Genomic DNA, 19,385 nt, shown 5'->3' on the forward strand with positions numbered 1-19,385 from the left:
ACTCCACCCGGGAAACAGCTCCGGGACAGAGCTCTCAGAGCACCGAACGGGCCGTCTTGATCACGTTCTCGACGGTGAAACCGAACTCTTCGAAGCACTTCACCCCAGCAGCAGAAGCCCCGAAATGCTCGATGCTGATGCTGGCCCCGGCATCACCGATGTACTTACCCCATCCCATGGCGATACCGGCCTCGATGGAGACCCGGGCCTTCACATCTTTGGGCAGCACCGAATTGCGGTATTCGGGGTCCTGCTCATCGAACCATTCCATGCAAGGCATGGACACCACACGGGTCGGGATGTTGTCCTCCTCCAGCTTCGCGGCAGCCTCAAGTGCCAAGGAAACCTCAGAACCGGATGCGATCAGGATCAGCCTTGGCTTGTCGGAGGCTTCCTTCACCACATAGCCGCCACGGGCGACCCCCTCCGCGGAGGAGTATTCATCACCACGGGCAACGATGCGCAGATCCTGACGGGACAGGATGATCCCTGCAGGGCGATCAGTACGGCGCAGGATCTCGCCCCAGGCGACAGAGGTCTCATTGGCATCCGCGGGACGAACCACATCCAGGTTGGGGATGGCGCGCAGTGATGCGAGGTGCTCCACAGGCTGATGGGTGGGACCGTCCTCACCGACCCCGATGGAATCGTGACTCCACACGAAGATGGAGGGTAGCTTCATCAACGCTGCCAGCCGAACCGCGGGACGCATGTAGTCCGCGAACACCATGAACGTACCGCCGTAGGCACGGGTCAGGCCTGACAGGACAATACCGTTGATGATGCCGCCCATCGCATGCTCACGGATTCCGAAGTGGATGGTGCGCCCGTAGGGATTTCCGGGCCAGTCCTCTGCCTGCCGAGCATCGGGCAGGAAGCTTGGCTCATCCTTCATGGTGGTGTTGTTGGAGCCCGCGAGGTCAGCGGAACCACCCCACAGCTCTGGCAACTGAGACGCCAGCGCGGACAGCACCTCCCCGGAAGCCTTGCGGGTTGACATCATGCCCTCTTCGAAGACCGGAAGTTTCAGGTCAGCCGGGAGCTTACGGGAGCGGACCCGCTCCAGCAGGACAGCGCGCTTCGGATTGTCGGCCTTCCACGCCTCGAACCTCTCGTCCCATTCGGCACGATCCGCCTTGCCTCGAGATGCGGCGTTGGCGCGGGCGTGGGCAACGGCCTCCTCGTCGACCGCGAACGGCTCGGCGGGAAAACCGAGTTTTTCCTTGAGGGCCGCGATCTCCTCGGCCCCGATCTTGGAACCGTGGATGGCGTGATGCCCGGCCTTGTTCGGCAGCGGCCAGCCAATGATGGTGTCGAGTTTGATGATCGAGGGTTTGTCCCTGACGGCCTTGGCCGCCCGGATGGCCGAGAGCAGCGCGTCGAGGTCCTCCTTGTAGCCGGTTCCACCGTTGGTCCAGTCGACCTCCTGGGTATGCCAGCCAAGCGCGTCGTAACGCCCCAGGACATCCTCGGTGAAGGCGATGTTGGTGTCACCTTCGATGGTGATCCGGTTGGCGTCATAGATCACGATGAGATTGCCCAGATCCTGGGTAGCGGCCAGTGACGATGCCTCCGCGGCCACGCCCTCCTGGAGACAACCATCCCCGACGAGACAGTAGACGAAGTGGTCGAAAACCGACTTACCCTCGGGCGCGTCCGGATCGAACAGGCCGCGTTCCCTGCGCGCGGCCATCGCCATGCCGACAGCGTTGCTGATGCCTGCCCCAAGGGGCCCGGTGGTGCACTCGACGAACCGTGTGTGGCCATACTCGGGATGCCCTGCGCACTTGGCTCCCCAGGTTCGCAGCGACTTCAGGTCATCGAGCTCGAGATCAGCACCGGCCAGGTAGAGCTGACAGTACTGGGCCAAGGACGCGTGGCCGATCGACAGGACGAAACGATCGCGACCGAGCCAGGTGTCGTCGGTCGGATCCAATTTCATGATCTTCTGGTAGAGCAGGTACGCAACGGGGGCCAGCGAGATCGGGGTACCAGGGTGGCCGTTGCCGACCTTTTCCACGGCATCGGCGGAGAGAATCCTCGCCGTGTCAACGGCTCGGGTGTCCAGTTCTGTCCAGTCAAGGGTCATGTTCTGTCCTTTGAGCTCCTGAGGAACGGGGCAGCTGCGCCCGCGGTCCCACACTATCGGGTTGTTAACGTGAACACCTGTGGTGGATCAGGTGTCGGCGACGTTGATGGAGAGCCCTGTCCACTGAGGCAGCGAGGTCAACGAGGCCCCCTGCTCTACATCGGTTTCATCCTCCGGGGAAACCGTCCCAGGAACCGATCCGGGCATTACGGGGCGGATGGTTTCCCCCAGCGCCTCACGGACGAGGCGTCCGAGGTCAGAACCACCTTCGGAATCGTGGGTGCGGATCTCAGCCATGGCTCGGATTTTACTGGGGGTCTCCGACAATCATTTCAGGGGTGGCTCAGCGGACCACGGGAACACGATCCAACGGTCGGTGCGCCTCCAGCAGAAATCCGGATTCACGATCGTGGTCGGTTTGGCATAGAACACTGCGCTTCGAACATCGGCCCCGAAACCACGCAGTAGCTTCACCACCAGCGAGAGGGTGCGCCCCGAGTCCGCGACGTCGTCCACCACGAGAAGCTGTCTGTCCGTGATTGATTCGGTGTCCAGCATGGGGGCCAGTAGAACCGGATCGGGGAGGGTTTGTTCAACGTCGGTGTAGAACTCGACGTTGATGGCGTCGGTGAGTTTCACCCCGAGCCGATAGGTAAGCGCGCCGGCTGGAATCATGCCTCCCCTGGCGATGGCGATGATCACCGAAGGGCGGAAACCAGATTCGTGCACCTGAAGCGCGAGGTCGTCGGCGGCCTCCCCGACCCCTTCCCAGGTGAGCACCTCTCTACCCGCATGGTCGCTGGCGTCGCCGTGATAAACCATGGCGGAATGCTATCGGCTCAATCGAAGCGGCGGGTGACGAACACGACGTCCAGCCAGCGTCCAAATTTCCTGCCTACCTCCGGCAGCACGACCGACTCGATGAATCCCAGACTCTTGTGAAAGGCCCGGGAGGCCATATTGTCCGCATCCAGGACACCGAGCATGACGTGGACCCCGCGACCCCGAGCATGGTCAAGAAGAGCACACAGAAGCATCCGACCGACCCCGTTGGAACGGCTTCCCTCGGCCACATACACGGAGTGCTCAACGGTGTGGCGATAGGCCGCCTTGTCGCGAAACGGGCCGTAACTGGCGAAGCCGACCACCCGACCATTCTCCTCGAGGACCAGGACAGGATGTCCCTGGTTTCGCAGCCTCTCGAACCAGGCGGTGCGCTCCTCAAGAGTGACCGGCTCGACGTCATAGGAGGCGGTGGTGGCCACCCCACCCTCGTTGTAGATCTCCACGATGGCCGGGAGATCCTCATGATTGGCGGAGCGGATCACGGGAGGCATGGATTCATACTAGAGCTCACCACAGACCCCACAACGACATCTCGAAGCCAGAAACCGAAAAACAATCGAACGCCCCTCACCCGCGGCCAGGAAATTCCCATTCCCACTGCCCAGGCGACATTGAAATGGAACCAAGCAGGAACGAAAGTCATCATCGCGCAGGTTAACCTTTGACATTGTTTCCGTGCTCGTACGCACGTCTGGCCGAACCACGAACCCGACCGCCGACCCAATCTGACAGCAACACCTTCTCAAGCACAAGATCCCTCAACATCCGATTCGCGAGAGAAAAGTATGGAAGCTCGAGAGGATCACCTCAGCCCGACATACGATGGCCTCGCCCGAGAAATTCACCACGAATCCCAATATCCTTCCCATCGATTAGACATCGAGCATGAAACAAAACCTCACAGGCTCCTCGGCATCCGCCAGCACCTCGAGCTCTTCGCCTCCACCATGGCAGTCGAGCAGGCAGAACAATCCACCGAGACCACGGATGACACCCTCGGATCAGCCGCCATGAGGACCCTGCCCAATTTCGACGATTCGTGCACGTAGAGCAGCTGACCGACGAAACTTTCCGGAGAAACAATGGGGTGACATCTGGGCTGTTGCGATAGCAATCGTTGGCTCCTGGATTGCGATCGGCATCGTCGCATGGTTCGTTCCTGGTTTCTACCAGCCATTGTGGTTCATGGTTTTCGCACCGATCCCAGGCACGCTGGGAATGCTCCTCGGAATACGTTGGCGTCGACAACACTCCCACGACACAGATAACTCCAGCAAGGCCGAAATTCCTGACAGCACGAACGAGAAGCAATGATCTGCGATGCTACGTCTCCTGGACTCCAGTTGTCCTCCAAGAAGACCCGCATCATTTCCCTGGAGAAGATGTGATCCACCACTTCGGTCTTCCGTGGCCCTGGGATGACCGGGGCCACGGAAGACCGGTTTTCTCCGGGCCGGGAACAGCGCTCCCGCACGGGGTTATTCGGGCCGCAGCGTCAGGGCGTTCCGTGTTGCCGCGGCGATGGCCTCACGGCTGAAGGGCCAGTCGAAGAACTCACCCGTGGCCCAGGCCTCGAACTGGTCCGCAACGTGTGACGACCACGGGTGGCCGGAGCTTCCCGAGGAGATCACCCACCGGGCCCGGTCGACGTCGCTCAGGTCCACCGCCATGCGCATGGAGGGCCCCGCGATCACCTCGTAGTCCACCTGTCCATTGTCCTTGACGCGCTCGTCGTAGCTGTTTGCATTGGGGATATCGGGTCCACCGCCGACTGCCCGTGGTTTCTGACTGAAGTGGTCCCTGATGAACCAGGGCAGACCCTCACCTCCTAGGATCTGGCGCCTCGGAGTCTGGACGTGGAGGTCACCCCATCGCCACGTGGTGTGGTCCCGGCCCAATCGGGCGGTCAGCTCGGCGTCGGTCTCGGCGTAGGCTCGGCGCATGATCTGAGCTGCATCCTCCACCTCTGAGGTTTTCTTGTCATCCCACAATGGGTTCTGGGGTTCCGAGATCAGTTTTCCCATCAACCGGATTTCCGGATACTCAACCCCGTCGTCCGCCAGGGCCGCATTGCTGAGGTGCGAGAAAAGCGATGCCATGATCATCGCCCCGGGCTCGTCAACGGCGTAATGGCCGCCCCGTTCGTACCAGCGGGCCAGTTCCGATTGCAGTTCCTTGTGGCGTTCATCGTTCAGCTCCACTGTGGTCAGGGCGGCAGCGACCTCCTGGGCCTGCGGCGAGCCGTCGAGAAGCATGATCTTCGACGCCTCCTCCAACGTGACAGGACCCTGCGCGGTGAGGTGCGCGATGGCGTCGTACATCTGCTGGGAGCGATAGCCCTGGACGTAAACGGTACCGAGGTAGGGTCCGCTGGCCTCGGGCGTGACCGGCTGGTTCGCCGGGACGATGATCCCATCAGCCGGGTTGAGCACAGCAGGCATGTCTGAGGGTGCATAGAATCCCTGCCAGTCGTAGCTGGAATCCCAACCGGGGCGCGGCCAGCGGCCATCGGCCCCCAAGTTGTCCGCCTGGTGGGCGACGCCGTCCCGCCCGTCGGCCGGAGCCTTGACGGGCCGCACCGGGTACCTGCCCGGGGCCTGGTAGCCGATGTCGCCGGAGGCGGTGGCGAACAGGATGTTCTCCGCCGGATTCTCCATCAGGGCCGCCGCGGTCGAGACCTCCTCGGCATTCGTGGCACGGTCGAGCGCAAAGAACGATTCACCGGTCCTGCCGGGCATCAGCGCAGTCCACTGCAGGGCCACCGAGAGGTTCTCCGGTGCGCCGGGAACCGGCCTGAACTGTTCGTCCGGCGCGAACAACCCGGAAACGACGGGGCCGTGCACCGAGGTGCGCACCCGGATCTCGACGTCCTCGCCACCAGCGACCCGGATCGTCTCGGTACGAGTCTGATATGCCAGACACCTGCCGTCACGCTGATAGGAATTCTCGCCAACGTTCTTCTCAACCACCAAGTCGCTGACGTCACCGCCAAGATTGGTCAGTCCCCAGGCCAGGTCAGCATTGCGCCCGATCATGACTCCCGGCATGCCGGCCATGGAGAACCCGGAAACGTCGAAGGTGCATTCCCCATTCACCTGCTCGCAGTGCAGACCGACCTGAAACCAGACCGAGGGATAGGCGATCTGAAGGTGGGGGTCGTTGCCGATGATGGGTTTCCCAGACGCGGTGTGCTGCCCCGCGATCACGAAGGAGTTCGACCCGATCCCCGGGCCGTCGCCCAGCAGATGCGGCACGGCCTCCATCGCCTGCCGGACGCTCTGGAGCGCCCCGATGGCGTCGCCGGAACTCAGTGAGGGTGTTTCGCCGCCGGTCCCGGGTGACTGTGAAAGGAGCTGATCGGGCTCGGGGCAGTCCTCGGGATTCGTTTCCTGGATTTCCAGCGGCAGCGGCTCGGCCACCGGATACTCGGCACGTGTCCGCAGGTTGCTTCCCGTCGTCTCCTGTCCGATGATCGGCCTGCGTTTCTCCTCCTCGAACCGCGGGAACAGTTCCTCCACCGCCGACGGACTACCCAGTTTCTGCAGGTACCCCATGCGGTCGATCTCCCTCGTATGGGTGCTGCTCAGGCCCAGGTTCAGCTGCTTGAGCGAGACCAGCGAATCAACACCGGTCCACGGCTCGATGCCAGCGACGGGCAGGCTCAAGCCCAGCGCTGCGTACTCATTGGCCAGCTGCCACGGCTGCTTTCCCGATATGTAGGCGTTGATGCCCTCGGCGTAGGCCTCGTAAAACCCGCGGGCCTCATCCGACAGCAGGTCCCACTCTTTTTCCGCCACCCGGCGCCATCCCATGGTGCGCACCGTGATGTCCGATTCCTTCCCGGACTCTCCCACGAGTTCCGCCAGGCGCCCGGAGGCCATGTGGCGCGACAGGTCCATCTGGAAGAAACGTTCCTGGGCATGCACGTATCCCTGTGCGAAGAACAGGTCGTGGTCGGTGGTGGCATAGATGTGGGGTACGGCACGGTCGTCGCGCAACACTCTGATCTCGGCGCGTGGTCCGCTCAGAGTGACCTCACCGGAGTGTTTCGGCAGAGGTCCTCTCAGCACCACGACCACAGCAAGGGCCGCCACCAGGATCAGGGCAACGGCAACTCCGAGCACGGTGAAAAGCACTCGGCGGACAGTTCTCTTTTTCTTTGACATGTCTCGTCTCCCAGAGAGGTATCTTCGATCCCCTCCCCCGTTCCCCACACATGTGGCCGGAACCCACGAGAACGTTATTGTCTTCCGTTGTGGCCAGACATCTGTCCGTGGTCAACTACCTCGTCAGGGCCTTCCCCTACGCGACCCGTACGGGTTTTTCACGTGCCGCGGCGAGTATTCGACAGTAGAAAGAAAAGCCCATCAGCGCTGCTGGTCCTCCAGCTGCGCTCCGCCCGTTCGGTGGTCTGTGTCTTGTCGCCATCACCATCAGTTACGCCTTCGCAGCTTTTTCCAGTTACGCCTTCGCAGCTTTTTCCGCGGAGACCCAGCCCGCCAGATCACCCTTGTTGATCGCGAGGGCGATCATCTCGGGGAAGGCGTCGGGGGTGCAGGCGAATGACGGGATTCCCATAGCGGCCAGGCTGCCTGCCACGTCGTGGTTGTAGCCAGGAGTGCCATCGTCATCGAGGGCCAGCAGGGTCACCATCGTGACGCCCTGCTGCTGAAACTGACCCATCCGCCGCAGCATCTGTTCGGGGCTGAAGTCGTAGAGGTCGCTGATGAGGACCATCACCGTCTCGCGGGGGCGCTGCACCAGGTGTTCGCAGTACGCAAGTGCCTTGCTGGTGTCCGTGCCGCCACCGAGCTGGGTGCCAAAGATGACGTCGACGGGGTCGCTGAGCTGATCGGTGAGGTCCACGACCGATGTGTCATAGACCACGAGGTAGGTTTTCACCGCCTTGATAGAGGCCAGCACGGCTGCGAAGATGCTGGCATAGACCACCGACGTCGCCATGGAGCCCGACTGGTCAACCACTAGCACAATCTCCCGCTGGAAACCGGTCTGTTTGCGGCCATATCCGATGAGCCGCTCAGGCACGACGGTGTTCAATTCGGGAAGGTAATTGCCCAGGTTCGCCGCGATCGTTCGTGACCAGTTGATGTCATTCAGGTGGGGCCGGTTGGTGCGAGCAGCCCGGTTCAACGCACCCCGAACCGCCTGCTGCACCTTGTCGGCGAGTTTCTCCTCCACCCGCTTGACCACCCGGGACACAACCTCGCGGGCGCTGGCCCTGGCCTTCTGCGGCATGACCCGTCCCAAACCGGCCAAGGTGGCCACCAGGTGCACATCGGCCTCAACGGTCTCCAGCATCTCCGGTTCCAGCAGCAGCTGCTTGAGACCAAGCCGATCGATGGCATCGGCCTGCATCACCTGCACCACCCGCGACGGAAAATAGGTACGGATGTCACCGAGCCATCGCGCCACCCTCGGCGCCGAGGCACCGAGCCCGGCACCTCGTTTCTGCCCATCGCCGCTCTGGTTGTCGTAGAGGGCAGCCAGGGCGGCGTCCATGGCGGCATCCTGCCGGGACAGGGTCCCCTCAGTACCCTCCGGGGCGGTTCCCAGCAGCAGCCGCCAACGCCGGTCACGTTCGTCGTTCATCGTGCGCTCTCCAAGATCTCGTCAACGGTTGCGAGCACCACCGCGAACTCGGTCAAGTCCACTTCTTCCTCGACCATCGGGTCGACTCCGTCGAGGTTCGCGACCTTCTCCGCCAGAGCCCGCCGTTCGGGTCGTTCCCAACCGCCGAAAGCCCGCCGAACCACCGGGAGCACGTCGGTGAATGATTCCTCCGACAGTCCCATCACCCAGGTGTCACACACTTTCAGCAGAGCCGGAGAGTGGAGCAGCAGCAATGAGCTTCCCGACAGCACCCCCTCGGCCCAGGCCGCCTGCTCACCTGGTGCATGGCCTCCCGACAGGGCCAGCGACAATCGCTGCTGCACCTCTTCGACTCCCAGGTCGCCGCTGTCGAACAGCAGTCTGATGAGGCGTCCGGCCAACAGACCGGGAAGGTCGTTGCGATCGGCCGCGGCCAGCAGTGTGTTCCGCCACAGCTGTTGGGCTTGTTCCCCGAGCAGCCCGACTGCGGCGTTCACCGTGTCGATCAGCTTCCGGTACCGGTCGGCTGCTTCCGGCGCCAACCCGCCCAGGGCAACGGGAAAACCTGCGCAGGCGCGCCCCAGGAGGGCCGCGACCACATCCCCCAGGCGCCCGGTGTCGGTGCCGCGCACGTCGCCGTAGCGATACGCCTGCACGAGATCAGGAAGCGCCTCCAGCAGCCGCGCGACATCCGTTTCAGCCGCCGCCCGGACATCCAGAAGCCGCAGCAGCTCAGGCATGGCCGCGGGCAGGTCGGCGGCCAGCGCCCCGTTCACGCCTCGAGTCACCCCGGCCAGGTCACCGGTGTCGTCCAACAGCCGAGCCACCGCGGCGGCCTCAACGGTGTTACCCCAGCGCGACGCGTCCACGACAGCGATGGAGAGTTCTGGTTCCCACAGCAGACGCCAGGTTTCTTTGAAGGTGCCGGTGCCGGAACTTCCGATGGGCCGGCCCCAGTCGATGCCGAGGATCCTCAGGCGCCTGAGGAAACAGGATCTGGCAAGGCCGTTTTCCTTGCGCAGGTCGAGGTCGAGCTCTTTCTCGGTGGCCTCCTGCGTGAGCCTGAGTCGTCGCGCGGTCGCCGTGAGGTCCGCATCGAACGGTGTGCGGGGCACATCATCGGGCACCTCCCCAAGCAGTTCACCGACGATCGCCTCCCGGGTAACCAGGTCGAGGGCCAGATCGCTTCCCTCGCACAGCACCGCCAGGGTGGCCTCCTGCGCCTCGGGCAGCCCGGGCATGGGGCGACCGCGCAGTACTGCGAGAGCATCAGCCAGCCGGACGCCCTCGATGACGTGTGCGGACGAGGTGGGCAGGTCGTGTTCCCGCAGCACGGCACCGACGTGGGTCAACCAGCGTTCAACGGGACGGTCGGGGGCAGCGAACAGGTGGTGGTACCAGCCGGGGGAACGAACACCGGCCCCGTATCCGGAGGAGGCGGCTAGCCTGCCGTGGGACCACGGCACCCAGGTGAGCTGGGTTTTCACCTTCGGTAGCTGCTTCAGCAGGGCGTTGTCGTCGGCCACCTTCACCTTCGCGGCCAGCGCCGGAACGTGATAGGCCCCGCACACCACCGCGATTTTCTCGTGGGCACGTTTCGCCGCTCGCAATGCCTTGCGCATGTGTGCCTCACGCAGCAGGGTTTCCTCATCGTCGTCGCCGTTCTCACGGACTGCGGCCATGGCCTCGGCGATCACTTCGAAGACGTCCTCGTCACGCTGCTCGACGAGGTCCTCCCACCACCGTTCCGGATCATCGTGTCCGGCGGCCTCGGCCAGCAGGCTCAGCGGATCTGTTTCCACCGTGCGTTCCTCCCGGGAGCGGGCGAGGCTAAGCGAGCTGGGAAGGTCGATGAATGACACGTGCCGGGAGTTGCGGGTAGCCCAGTCGAGGGCCTGCCATTCGGGTGAGAAAGTGGCGAACGGCCAGAACGCAGCCCGAGCTGGCTCGCCGACCACCCACGCCAGCAGCGCAACCGGGGGTTTCAGGCCGGCCACGTGAGAGACCATCGCGTCGGCGTCCGCGGGTCCTTCGATGAGGATCGCATCGGGGGTGAAGTCGTCGAGGGCCCGCAGCAGAGACCGGGCCGATCCCGGTCCGTGGTGACGGATCCCGTAGATCCGAATCTCGCTCATGGGCGGGCCTCGATCACCGCGCCACCTGACGGCAGGCACGGTAGAAGTCCTTCCACTCGGCGCGCTCCCGAACCACCGTCTGGAGGTATTCCTGCCAGATCACCTGGTCGGCCACCGGGTCCTTCACAACCGCTCCGACGATGCCGGCCGCGACATCCTCGGCCCGCAGCACACCGTCGCCGAAGTGCGCGGCCAACGCCAACCCGTTGGTCACCACCGAGATCGCCTCGGCGGCGCTGAGAGTGGCGGACGGGGTTTTCAGGGAGGTCTTGTTGTCCTCGGTGTGCCCCTGCCGCAGTTCCCGGAAAACCGTCACGACGCGGCGGATCTCGGCAATCGCATCGGTGGCCTCGGGCAATTCCAGGGAACGCCCCAGCTCCGCTACCCGCTTGGTGACGATCTTGAGCTCCTCCTCGGCGCTCGAGGGCAGCGGCAGCACGACGGTGTTGAAACGGCGCCGCAGCGCGCTAGAAAGATCGTTGACGCCGCGGTCCCGGTCGTTGGCGGTGGCGATCAGGTTGAATCCGGCGCGGGCCTGCACCTCCATGCCCAGCTCCGGCACGGGCAGTGTCTTCTCACTGAGGGTGGTGATCATGCCGTCCTGGACGTCGGATGGCATCCGGGTGAGTTCCTCGACCCGGGCAATGGCGCCACGCTCCATCGCTGTCATGATCGGTGAGGCCACCAGCGCCGCCTCCGAAGGACCCTCCGCGAGCAGACGGGCATAGTTCCAGCCGTAGCGCACAGCCTCCTCGGCGGTACCCGCGGTGCCCTGCACCAGCAGCGTCGAATCACCGGAAACCGCGGCTGCCAGGTGCTCAGAGACCCATGACTTGGCGGTGCCCGGCACCCCCAGCAGCAGCAGCGCCCGGTCGGTGGCGAGCGTGGCCACGGCGACCTCGATCAGCCGTTGGTTTCCCACGTATTTCGGGGTGATCTGTGTCCCGTCTGGCAGGGTCGCACCCATCAGGTACTGCACCACCGCCCAGGGTGAGAGCCGCCAGTTCGCCGGGCGCGGCTTGTCGTCGACCTTCGCCAGGGCATCAAGCTCATGGGCGAAGGCCTGTTCGGCGTGTGGGCGAAGCACGGTTTCAGTCATCTGGGCTCCTTGGTGTGGGCGATGGATTCGTGGATGCTGTGGCGCAGAGTCAGGGCGGCGACGGCATCGCGTACGGCGTTCTGACCGGAGTGAGAGAGGTCGGGATCTTCCTTCAGCATTGTGAGACGGTCCAGTAGCTCGGGAATCTCCTGGGGATCAGTCGAGAACGCCAGGAGTTGAGTAGCAGCCTGGTGGACACCGACTTTGGCGTTCACACAGGCCCGGATACCGTCCAGGACGGCACCGGTCGTCCCGGAGCCGAGACGCAGCCCGTCCTGCTGCTGCAACCGGTGGCACATGTCGGGGAATTGTTTGAGAGCGGTGGAACGGATCGCATCCGCCAGGAAGGCGTCGCGGGTCGCGGAAGGCAGGAGCAGCGCGAGAGCCGGTACGGAATGCTCGTCGAGCAGCTCACGGGCAGCATCGACGTCACACCAGCGGAGCACGGCACTGGTCAGGGCCGGCGCGAGTGGGACCGGTTCGTCATCGAGCAGCGCACCGGCTGCGAGTTCGCGGACGCTGAACCCCAGCTCCGCCCAGCAGGTCGGTGGTATCACCGCGACAAGCCGTTGCACCCGCCCCGCTGGCCCTTCGGCGACACGGATCGATGCGACATCGGCGTGGAAATCGGCTGCCAGTTCCTTCTCGGGTGGTGCTACAGCGACGATGGACCGTTTCGGGGCACGCAGTTTTCCGAGCAGCCCTGTGGGCGGCTCCTCCACCCACGAGAAGCTGGTGCGGGCCAGTTCAACGGCACGAGCCAGGTAGGCCGAACCCTCAAGTCGGGCGAGGAGCCCGGCAGCGGTGCGTCCCACCTCTTTGGAACGATCGCGTAGGAATCCCTCAAGTAGTTTTTCGTCTTCCGGCCCCAAACCCACCTCCAGGGTAGCGACGAACCTGGCTCGATCGGGGGCCTTTTCCTTCCGAGCTTGTTCCACCAGTTCTCGTCCCGCGGTGGCATCGGTGGCGCGCAGGTGTCGCAGCCATGCGACGCGCTCGGGGAGGCTGCCCTCGTCCCAGTCCACCACTTCCGGTTCAGTCACGGCTCGGCCCTTCAACCAGCTATCGCCGAGCCCCACCAGCCAGCGACCCCGGGATCCCAGCACCGCGGGAAGCCGGGCCGCGATCTGCCGGTTGCCCTCGGCAAGCTCCAGCAGGGGGACGATGAGCCGGGTGGGCAGCACCAATCCCGTCTCGGCGAGCAGCGTCAATGCCTCGAGCAGGATCGGGTCGCGCATGGCTGGGGGCCGGGCGCGAACCGCGTTCATCGTGGTGACGAATGCTCTCGGGGGCTGGTTGGGTTCCTGCGCCGGTGCGGGCGAGGGCATCGGTAGATCGCGGGTGCGCACATGGGCTCGATGCACACAGGCCTGCCGGGCTGCGTGGTCGAGAAGATCCGGTTCGGGGCTGCCTACCAGGGAAGCAGCAATGAGCTGGGAGGGTTTCACAATGGGTACACCGTCGCTTCCTGCAGATGAGCGATGGGTCGTAGGCCATCGGCATCGAGCTCGCCAAACACGGTGGTGGGAGTGGTGCCCAGCTCGGCGAGCAGGCGCCAATGGTCGGTGGTGTTACCGGTCAGGGGCACGGCCCGATCCGCGACCAGCCACACGCCATCGTCCCAGGTCAGCGATCCGTGGATGGCCACCGGCCAGGCCTCACACCACGGGTCAGCCGCGACTGCCTCGCGAAGCTGGGCCACCGCTGTTGCGACATCATCGCCCACGAGGTCCCAGCCGCCGACCCGCCGGGATTCGACACGCTTGGTTCCGACGACGGCCCGCAACCGGGGCCTTCCCGGATAGAAGTGGAGGTCGGCATCAACCTCGGAGCCCGGGTACAGGCCGGTGTCAAAACCGTCTCCGGCCCGGGCGAAAAACAGCACGAGAGCACGGGTTCCGGTGGCACGGCCCCACAGCCACACGCGCCGCACACTGACCTGCTCCTCGTCGGTATCACGCATACCCAACACCACCCAGCGGTCCCTGACACCGGGAGTCGCAAGCACGTCCTCGGTGCGGGCGCTCCAACCAATGCGGGATCGCACGCTCGCCGCGAGATCACTGGGTAGTTTCTCGCGTCCGGCCCACGCCCGAGCCACAAGGTGCAAAGAACCGTATTCGTCGATGACACGGGTGGGCCAGTCGCCCGATGACGGCTGGGCAGCAAGTTCCCGGAGTCGGGATGCGACACCCGGGGCCTGCGCATCAACCATGCGCGCCGCCATGTGCTCCAGGCGCCGCGTTCGATCCCCGGCATGGGTTGCCAGTCCTTCCCGGAGCTGATCCGCCAGGAAACGGTCGAGCTCGGCCAGGCCGTCAGTGATCCTCCCCTCGCGTTGCACAACCCTTTTGGCGGCGGCGGCTTTCTGCTCCTCGGTTCGTTCTCTCGGTTCTGTTTTCCTTGCCGCGCGGGCCTCACGCGCATCCGCCCACTGAGAGGCGAAATCAGCCACCTCACCGGATTCGGAAACTTTTCCCTGGGCCCACAGGAACAGAAGGGCAAGGGCATGTTTGCAAGGAAATTTGCGGCTGGGGCAGGAGCACTTGTAGGCGGGAGATCCCGCGTCAATGCTCACCCGATACGGCGTCTTTCCCGATCCTTGACAGGCCCCCCACAGCAGATCCCCCTGAAATCCGATCTCAGACCACGGGCCCGGTGTAGCGAGTTTGCGGCCCGCCTTGATCGACGAGGCGTCGGGGGCGGCTGCCTCAACCCGATCCACTGTCCACGGTTCACCCATGGGCCCAGAGGGTAGCGGGCATCACTGACACGACACATCCCAGGAATTGACCGGAATCAACCTTCCCACGGCGGGAGGAGCAGCAGGAGAACGTTTCTGCGGTTCACTCGTCGTGCACCCTCGAGGCCCGGAATCACCAAATCCGCTGCCCATCCGGCGTTCACAGAAGCACCACCGATCGCAGGACCTCACCCTGTTTCATGCGTTCAAAGGCCCGCTCCACCTCGTCAAGGGCGATTTCCTCGCTAACGAAGGCGTCGAGATCCAACCGTCCTTGGCGGTAGAGATCGACGAGCATCGGGAAGTCGCGGCTGGGTAGGCAGTCCCCATACCAGCTCGATTTCAGGGAACCGCCCCGGCTGAAGAAGTCGAGCAGCGGGATCCGGGGCACCTTCCCGTCCGGGGCGGGCACCCCGACCAGCACGGCGGTTCCCGCCAGGTCGCGGGCGTAAAAGGCTTGCTCCCACGTTTCCGGCAGGCCGACGGCGTCGATCACCACATCGGCTCCGAAGCCATCGGTGAGGTCACGGATCGCCGTCACAGGATCCTGTTTCCTGCCGTCCACGACGTCGGTGGCCCCCAGATCACGGGCCCAGCGAAGTTTCCTCTCGTCCCGGTCGACCGCGATGATCCGTCCCGCACCGGCCAGCACCGCGCCGGCGACAGCAGCACATCCGACTCCTCCGCAGCCGATCACCGCGACGCTCTTGCCATACTTCACCTCCCCGGTGTTGATGGCGGCCCCGAGACCCGCCATCACGCCGCAGCCCAGCAGCCCCACTGCGGCCGGGCGCGCCTCGGGATCGACCTTGGTGCACTGCCCGGAGTTGACGAGGGTTTTCTCGGCGAAGGCACCGATCCCGAGCGCAGGGGTGAGTTCTGTGCCGTCGGTGAGGGTCATCGGCCGGGAGGCGTTGAAGGTGGCGAAGCAATACTGGGGTTCGCCACGTCCGCACGCCCGGCAGGTGCCGCACACGGCCCGCCAGTTCAGCACCACGAAATCCCCCGGGGACACATTGGTCACCCCGTCGCCGATACGTTCCACGATCCCCGCTGCCTCGTGTCCCAGCAGGAACGGGAAGTTGTCGTTGATGCCGCCGTCCCGGTAGTGCAGGTCGGTGTGGCAGACCCCACAGGTGAGGATCCGCACGACCGCATCTCCCGGCCCCGGGTTGGGTATGACGATCTCCTTGAGCGTCACCGGGACACCCTGTGACATTGCGACCAGGCCACGCACTGTTTCAGTTTCCATGTTGTCGAGGCTATGCAGGGATCCGGCGCCGCAAACCCCTGCAGCCGGGTTCACAGGAAACCCACAGCCCAGGGATACCAGGCTCAGAAGGCGCGACCTCGGTGCAGGACCCTCCATGGTCCGGTTCCCCCGCGGACTTCGTGGAAGAATCGGGAACGCCATGACGAACCTCAGCGACCTCCGGCCCCGGGACGCCTCCCCCGATGCCCTCCTCGACGCCTTCACTGGCTGGGTGGAGGCATCAGGCATCTCGCTGTACCCACACCAGGAAGAATCACTGCTGGCAATCCTCGCGGGCGACAACGCCATCGTCACCACGCCCACAGGTTCCGGGAAATCATTGATCGCGCTCGGCGCCCACTTCGCGGCATTGGCGGAAGGGCGTCGTACCTGGTACACGGCGCCCATCAAGGCCCTCGTGAACGAGAAATTCTTCGCCCTGTGCGAGGCCTTCGGCGCCAAGCAGGTCGGAATGGTCACGGGAGACGCCTCAGTCAACGCCGACGCCCCCATCATCTGCTGCACCGCCGAGATCCTGGCGAACCTGGCATTGCGGGAAGGGCACAGAGCCGATGTCGGGCAGGTGGTGATGGACGAGTTCCACTTCCTCGCCGAACCGGAACGTGGCTGGGCGTGGCAGGTTCCGCTGGTGGAACTCCCCCAGACGCAGTTCGTGATCATGTCGGCGACCCTCGGGGACGTGACAGAACTGTCCGATGACCTGACCCGGCGCACCGGACGCGAGACGGCCGTGATCGGCGGGGCGACCCGCCCCGTGCCGCTCACCTACCGTTGGTCGATGGTGCCCCTGCACGAGACGATCACGGAGATCGTCGAAACCCATCAGGCACCTGTCTACATCGTTCACCCCACCCAAGGAGCGGCCGTCGAGCAGGCGACGGCCCTGCTCAGCCAAGGAGTGGTGCGCAAGGCCGGTGCCGCGGTCCCGGAGGAGTTGAAACAGGCCATCTCAGGGTTTCCGTTCGCCGGTGGTTTCGGGACGACGCTGTCCAAGTTGCTCCGTGGCGGGATCGGGGTCCACCACGCCGGGATGCTGCCGCGTTACCGACGGTTGGTGGAGCAACTGGCCCAGCGCGGGTTGCTGGCGGTGATCTGTGGCACCGACACCCTGGGGGTCGGCATCAACGTTCCCATCCGCACCGTGTTGTTCAGTTCCCTGACGAAGTTCGACGGTCGGCGCCAGCGGGTGTTGCGCAGCCGCGAGTTCCACCAGATCGCGGGCCGTGCGGGCCGCGCTGGCTTCGATTCCATCGGCAACGTGGTGGCCCAGGCCCCCGAACACGAAGTGGAGAACGCCCGGATCCTGGCCAAACATCAAGGCGATGAGAAGAAACTGCGCTCGGTGCGGCGCAAGAAACCACCGGAGGGTTTCGTCAACTACACGCAAGCCACCTTCACCAAGCTGATCGATTCGTCCCCGGAGCAGCTGCACGCCCGGATGAGGATCAGCCACGCCCTGCTGCTGAACCTTTTGCAACGGGACGAGGAGACCGCCGTCGCGGTTGCTCGCTTGATCGACTCCACCAACCCGGAACCGAAGGCACGCCGCGCAATGCTGCGCCGCGCCGCCGGGCTCGGTCGGTCGTTGCTGCGGGCCGAGGTGATCACCCGCCTGCCCGAACCGACCCCTGGCGGTCGCCACTACCGGTTGAACGTCGATCTACAACGCGACTTTGCGCTGAACCAGCCCCTGTCGGCCTTCGCCCTGGCGGTGGTCGAGACCCTCGACCCCGACTCCCCCGACTATGCCCTCGACGTGCTTTCCGTGATCGAGGCAACCCTGGAGGATCCCCGGGTGGTACTGCTCGCCCAACAGTTCAGGGCACGTGGACAGGCGGTTGCCGAGATGAAGGCCGACGGCTGGGACTACGAGGAACGCATGGAGGCCCTGGAGGAAATCACCTGGCCCCAGCCCCTTGCCGAGCTGCTGGAACGGGCCCACATCGAATACTCGGTGGCACATCCATGGCTGTCGGAGACCCCGGTCAGCCCGAAGTCAGTGGTACGCGACATGTACACCCAGGGCATGACCTTCGGCGAATACGTAGCTCACTACAAACTACAGCGCACCGAGGGGTTGTTGCTGCGCTACCTCGCCGACGCCTACCGGGCGCTGCGACAGAATATTCCCGAAGGACTACGCACCGAGGAGCTGGAGGACCTGATCGCCTGGCTGGGTGAGATCACTAGGCTGGTGGACTCGTCGCTGCTGGACGAGTGGACCGAACTCGCCGCCCTGGCCGGGGTTCCTGTCGAGCAAAGGGCCGAGGCGGCTCCCCCGGCACGACCCGTCACTGGCAACGAACGCGCCTTCAGGGTGATGGTGCGAAACGCCATGTGGCGGCGTGTAGAGCTGTGCGCCGACGACGACGTGGACGGTTTGGCCGCCCTGACCAGTGGGGATCCCATGACCCGGCAGCGCTGGGACGATGCCCTAGGTGACTACTGGGATGAACACGAGCACATCGGCGTCAGCGCGGATGCGCGCGGACCTGCGTTCTTCATCGTTGAACCGAGACGGGGCGGCAGGCTCTGGGAGGTGCGTCAGATCATCGACGATCCCGCGGGTAACCGCGACTGGTCCATCTTCGCCACAGTCGATCTCGACGCCTGCGACGAAGCGGGGGAGCTCGTGCTGCGCACCGTGGACTTCAGCCGGCTGGATGGTTGAGCAGGGGCAGGATCCGTTCGGTAAAAAGAGGCGCCCATCCGGGTTCCGGAGAGGCCGGATCCACGAACCGGGCCTCCTCAATCTCTGACCGCGGTTCCGGGAGCCGATCAAGGGGTTCGGGAACACGGAAAACATCGGCGAGAACAACGGTGTCGGCCTCGTTGGCGGCCGGGGCGCGAAACCTTCCCAGTGACAGCAGACCCTCCGGGTCGAGTTCCAGCCCCAGTTCCTCACGCAGCTCTCGGACGGCGCACATCTCCGGGGTTTCCCCCGGCTCGGGTTTCCCGCCCGGGTTGAGGAAGGAATCCGTGCCACGCTTGCGGACCATCAGCACCCGGCCTGCCGTGTCGGTGAGAAGCACGGCACTGACCCGGATCTCCCCCGGTCTGCGCATCCTCAAGTGCGGGATGCCCGCCTCCAGGTATTCCGGGCCCACCGACTCGAACCCGAATCCGCGGTAGAGAGGGGCCACGTGGCTCTGGGAGTGGATCACGATCGGCCGCCCACCGAGCCGTCCCAGCACAGCCGATACGAGTGCACGCGCCAGCCCCTCGCCGCGCCTGTCGGCTCTGACGGCCACCCTCCCGAAGGACCGGGTTGCCCCCAGCTCGGGTTCGCCGAACACCACCGTGCGCAGGTACCCCGCACAACCGGCATCGTCAGGGATCCACCAGTGGAGGGTCCGGGGGTGCCGGTCGAGGTCATCGAGATCAGGGATGTCGACGCGCTGCTCCACGAAGAAAACCCGGGACCTCAGGGACACGATCTCGTAGAACTCATCCTTGGTCAGTTTTTCCCAGCTTCTGATCCGAATCGAAGCTTCCACGCAGATCTCCATTCCCCTTGGCCCCATCACGAGAACCACGCGGTTCCGCTTTGGTGGTGTGGCGTAACCTGAGAGTACAGGGCGCTATCTAGG

The 19,385-nt window shown here is 64.6% G+C and carries 13 protein-coding genes; 1 reads left to right on the plus strand and 12 read right to left on the minus strand.

Going from position 1 to position 19,385, the window contains the following annotated elements:
- Window positions 1–34: 34 nt before the first annotated feature.
- The 11 genes from tkt to V7R84_RS04280 all read right to left on the minus strand — a co-directional run bounded on the left by tkt (window position 35) and on the right by V7R84_RS04280 (window position 15,774).
- Window positions 35–2,089, minus strand: a complete 2,055-nt coding sequence (gene tkt / locus V7R84_RS04230) for a transketolase (RefSeq protein ID WP_338572366.1) — start codon at window positions 2,087–2,089, stop codon at window positions 35–37.
- A gap of 87 nt (window positions 2,090–2,176) precedes the next feature.
- Entirely contained in the window at window positions 2,177–2,386 is a 210-nt protein-coding gene (locus V7R84_RS04235) for a hypothetical protein (protein ID WP_338572369.1), read from the minus strand.
- A gap of 30 nt (window positions 2,387–2,416) precedes the next feature.
- The gene (locus V7R84_RS04240; protein ID WP_338572371.1) at window positions 2,417–2,911 is read right to left on the minus strand and encodes a phosphoribosyltransferase; all 495 of its coding nucleotides are present in this window, start codon (window positions 2,909–2,911) and stop codon (window positions 2,417–2,419) included.
- Between the two features lie 17 nt (window positions 2,912–2,928).
- On the minus strand, window positions 2,929–3,426 hold the full coding sequence (locus tag V7R84_RS04245) for an N-acetyltransferase family protein (protein ID WP_338572373.1): 498 nt from the start codon (window positions 3,424–3,426) through the stop codon (window positions 2,929–2,931).
- 987 nt (window positions 3,427–4,413) lie between these two features.
- A complete protein-coding gene (locus V7R84_RS04250; protein WP_338572376.1) occupies window positions 4,414–7,101 on the minus strand; it encodes a penicillin acylase family protein in 2,688 nt (895 codons plus the stop codon).
- A gap of 295 nt (window positions 7,102–7,396) precedes the next feature.
- Window positions 7,397–8,545, minus strand: a complete 1,149-nt coding sequence (locus V7R84_RS04255; protein ID WP_338572378.1) for a VWA domain-containing protein — start codon at window positions 8,543–8,545, stop codon at window positions 7,397–7,399.
- Window positions 8,542–10,680 carry a DUF5682 family protein gene (locus V7R84_RS04260; RefSeq protein ID WP_338572380.1) on the minus strand — a complete coding sequence of 713 codons (2,139 nt, stop codon included), beginning with the start codon at window positions 10,678–10,680 and terminating at the stop codon, window positions 8,542–8,544. Before V7R84_RS04260 ends, V7R84_RS04255 begins: the two co-directional genes overlap by 4 nt.
- Before the next feature lie 13 nt (window positions 10,681–10,693).
- Window positions 10,694–11,779, minus strand: coding sequence for an AAA family ATPase (locus V7R84_RS04265; RefSeq protein ID WP_338572382.1), 1,086 nt, complete (start codon window positions 11,777–11,779; stop codon window positions 10,694–10,696).
- Window positions 11,776–13,227 carry a DUF5691 domain-containing protein gene (locus tag V7R84_RS04270; protein WP_338572384.1) on the minus strand — a complete coding sequence of 484 codons (1,452 nt, stop codon included), beginning with the start codon at window positions 13,225–13,227 and terminating at the stop codon, window positions 11,776–11,778. Before V7R84_RS04270 ends, V7R84_RS04265 begins: the two co-directional genes overlap by 4 nt.
- Window positions 13,224–14,522, minus strand: a complete 1,299-nt coding sequence (locus V7R84_RS04275; RefSeq protein ID WP_338572387.1) for an SWIM zinc finger family protein — start codon at window positions 14,520–14,522, stop codon at window positions 13,224–13,226. The genes V7R84_RS04270 and V7R84_RS04275 overlap by 4 nt, the downstream gene beginning before the upstream one ends.
- Window positions 14,523–14,682: 160 nt before the next feature.
- Window positions 14,683–15,774 carry an S-(hydroxymethyl)mycothiol dehydrogenase gene (locus tag V7R84_RS04280; protein ID WP_338572389.1) on the minus strand — a complete coding sequence of 364 codons (1,092 nt, stop codon included), beginning with the start codon at window positions 15,772–15,774 and terminating at the stop codon, window positions 14,683–14,685.
- Between the two features lie 160 nt (window positions 15,775–15,934).
- Here V7R84_RS04280 and V7R84_RS04285 point away from each other — a divergent pair, with 160 nt between their 5' ends.
- On the plus strand, window positions 15,935–18,466 hold the full coding sequence (locus V7R84_RS04285) for a DEAD/DEAH box helicase (RefSeq protein WP_338573823.1): 2,532 nt from the start codon (window positions 15,935–15,937) through the stop codon (window positions 18,464–18,466).
- Here V7R84_RS04285 and V7R84_RS04290 read toward each other — a convergent pair.
- The gene (locus V7R84_RS04290) at window positions 18,447–19,292 is read right to left on the minus strand and encodes a GNAT family N-acetyltransferase (RefSeq protein WP_338572391.1); all 846 of its coding nucleotides are present in this window, start codon (window positions 19,290–19,292) and stop codon (window positions 18,447–18,449) included. The two genes, V7R84_RS04285 and V7R84_RS04290, sit on opposite strands and share 20 nt — an antisense overlap.
- Window positions 19,293–19,385: the final 93 nt, after the last annotated feature.

This window comes from Arachnia propionica, assembly GCF_037055325.1.
Lineage (GTDB): Bacteria > Actinomycetota > Actinomycetes > Propionibacteriales > Propionibacteriaceae > Arachnia.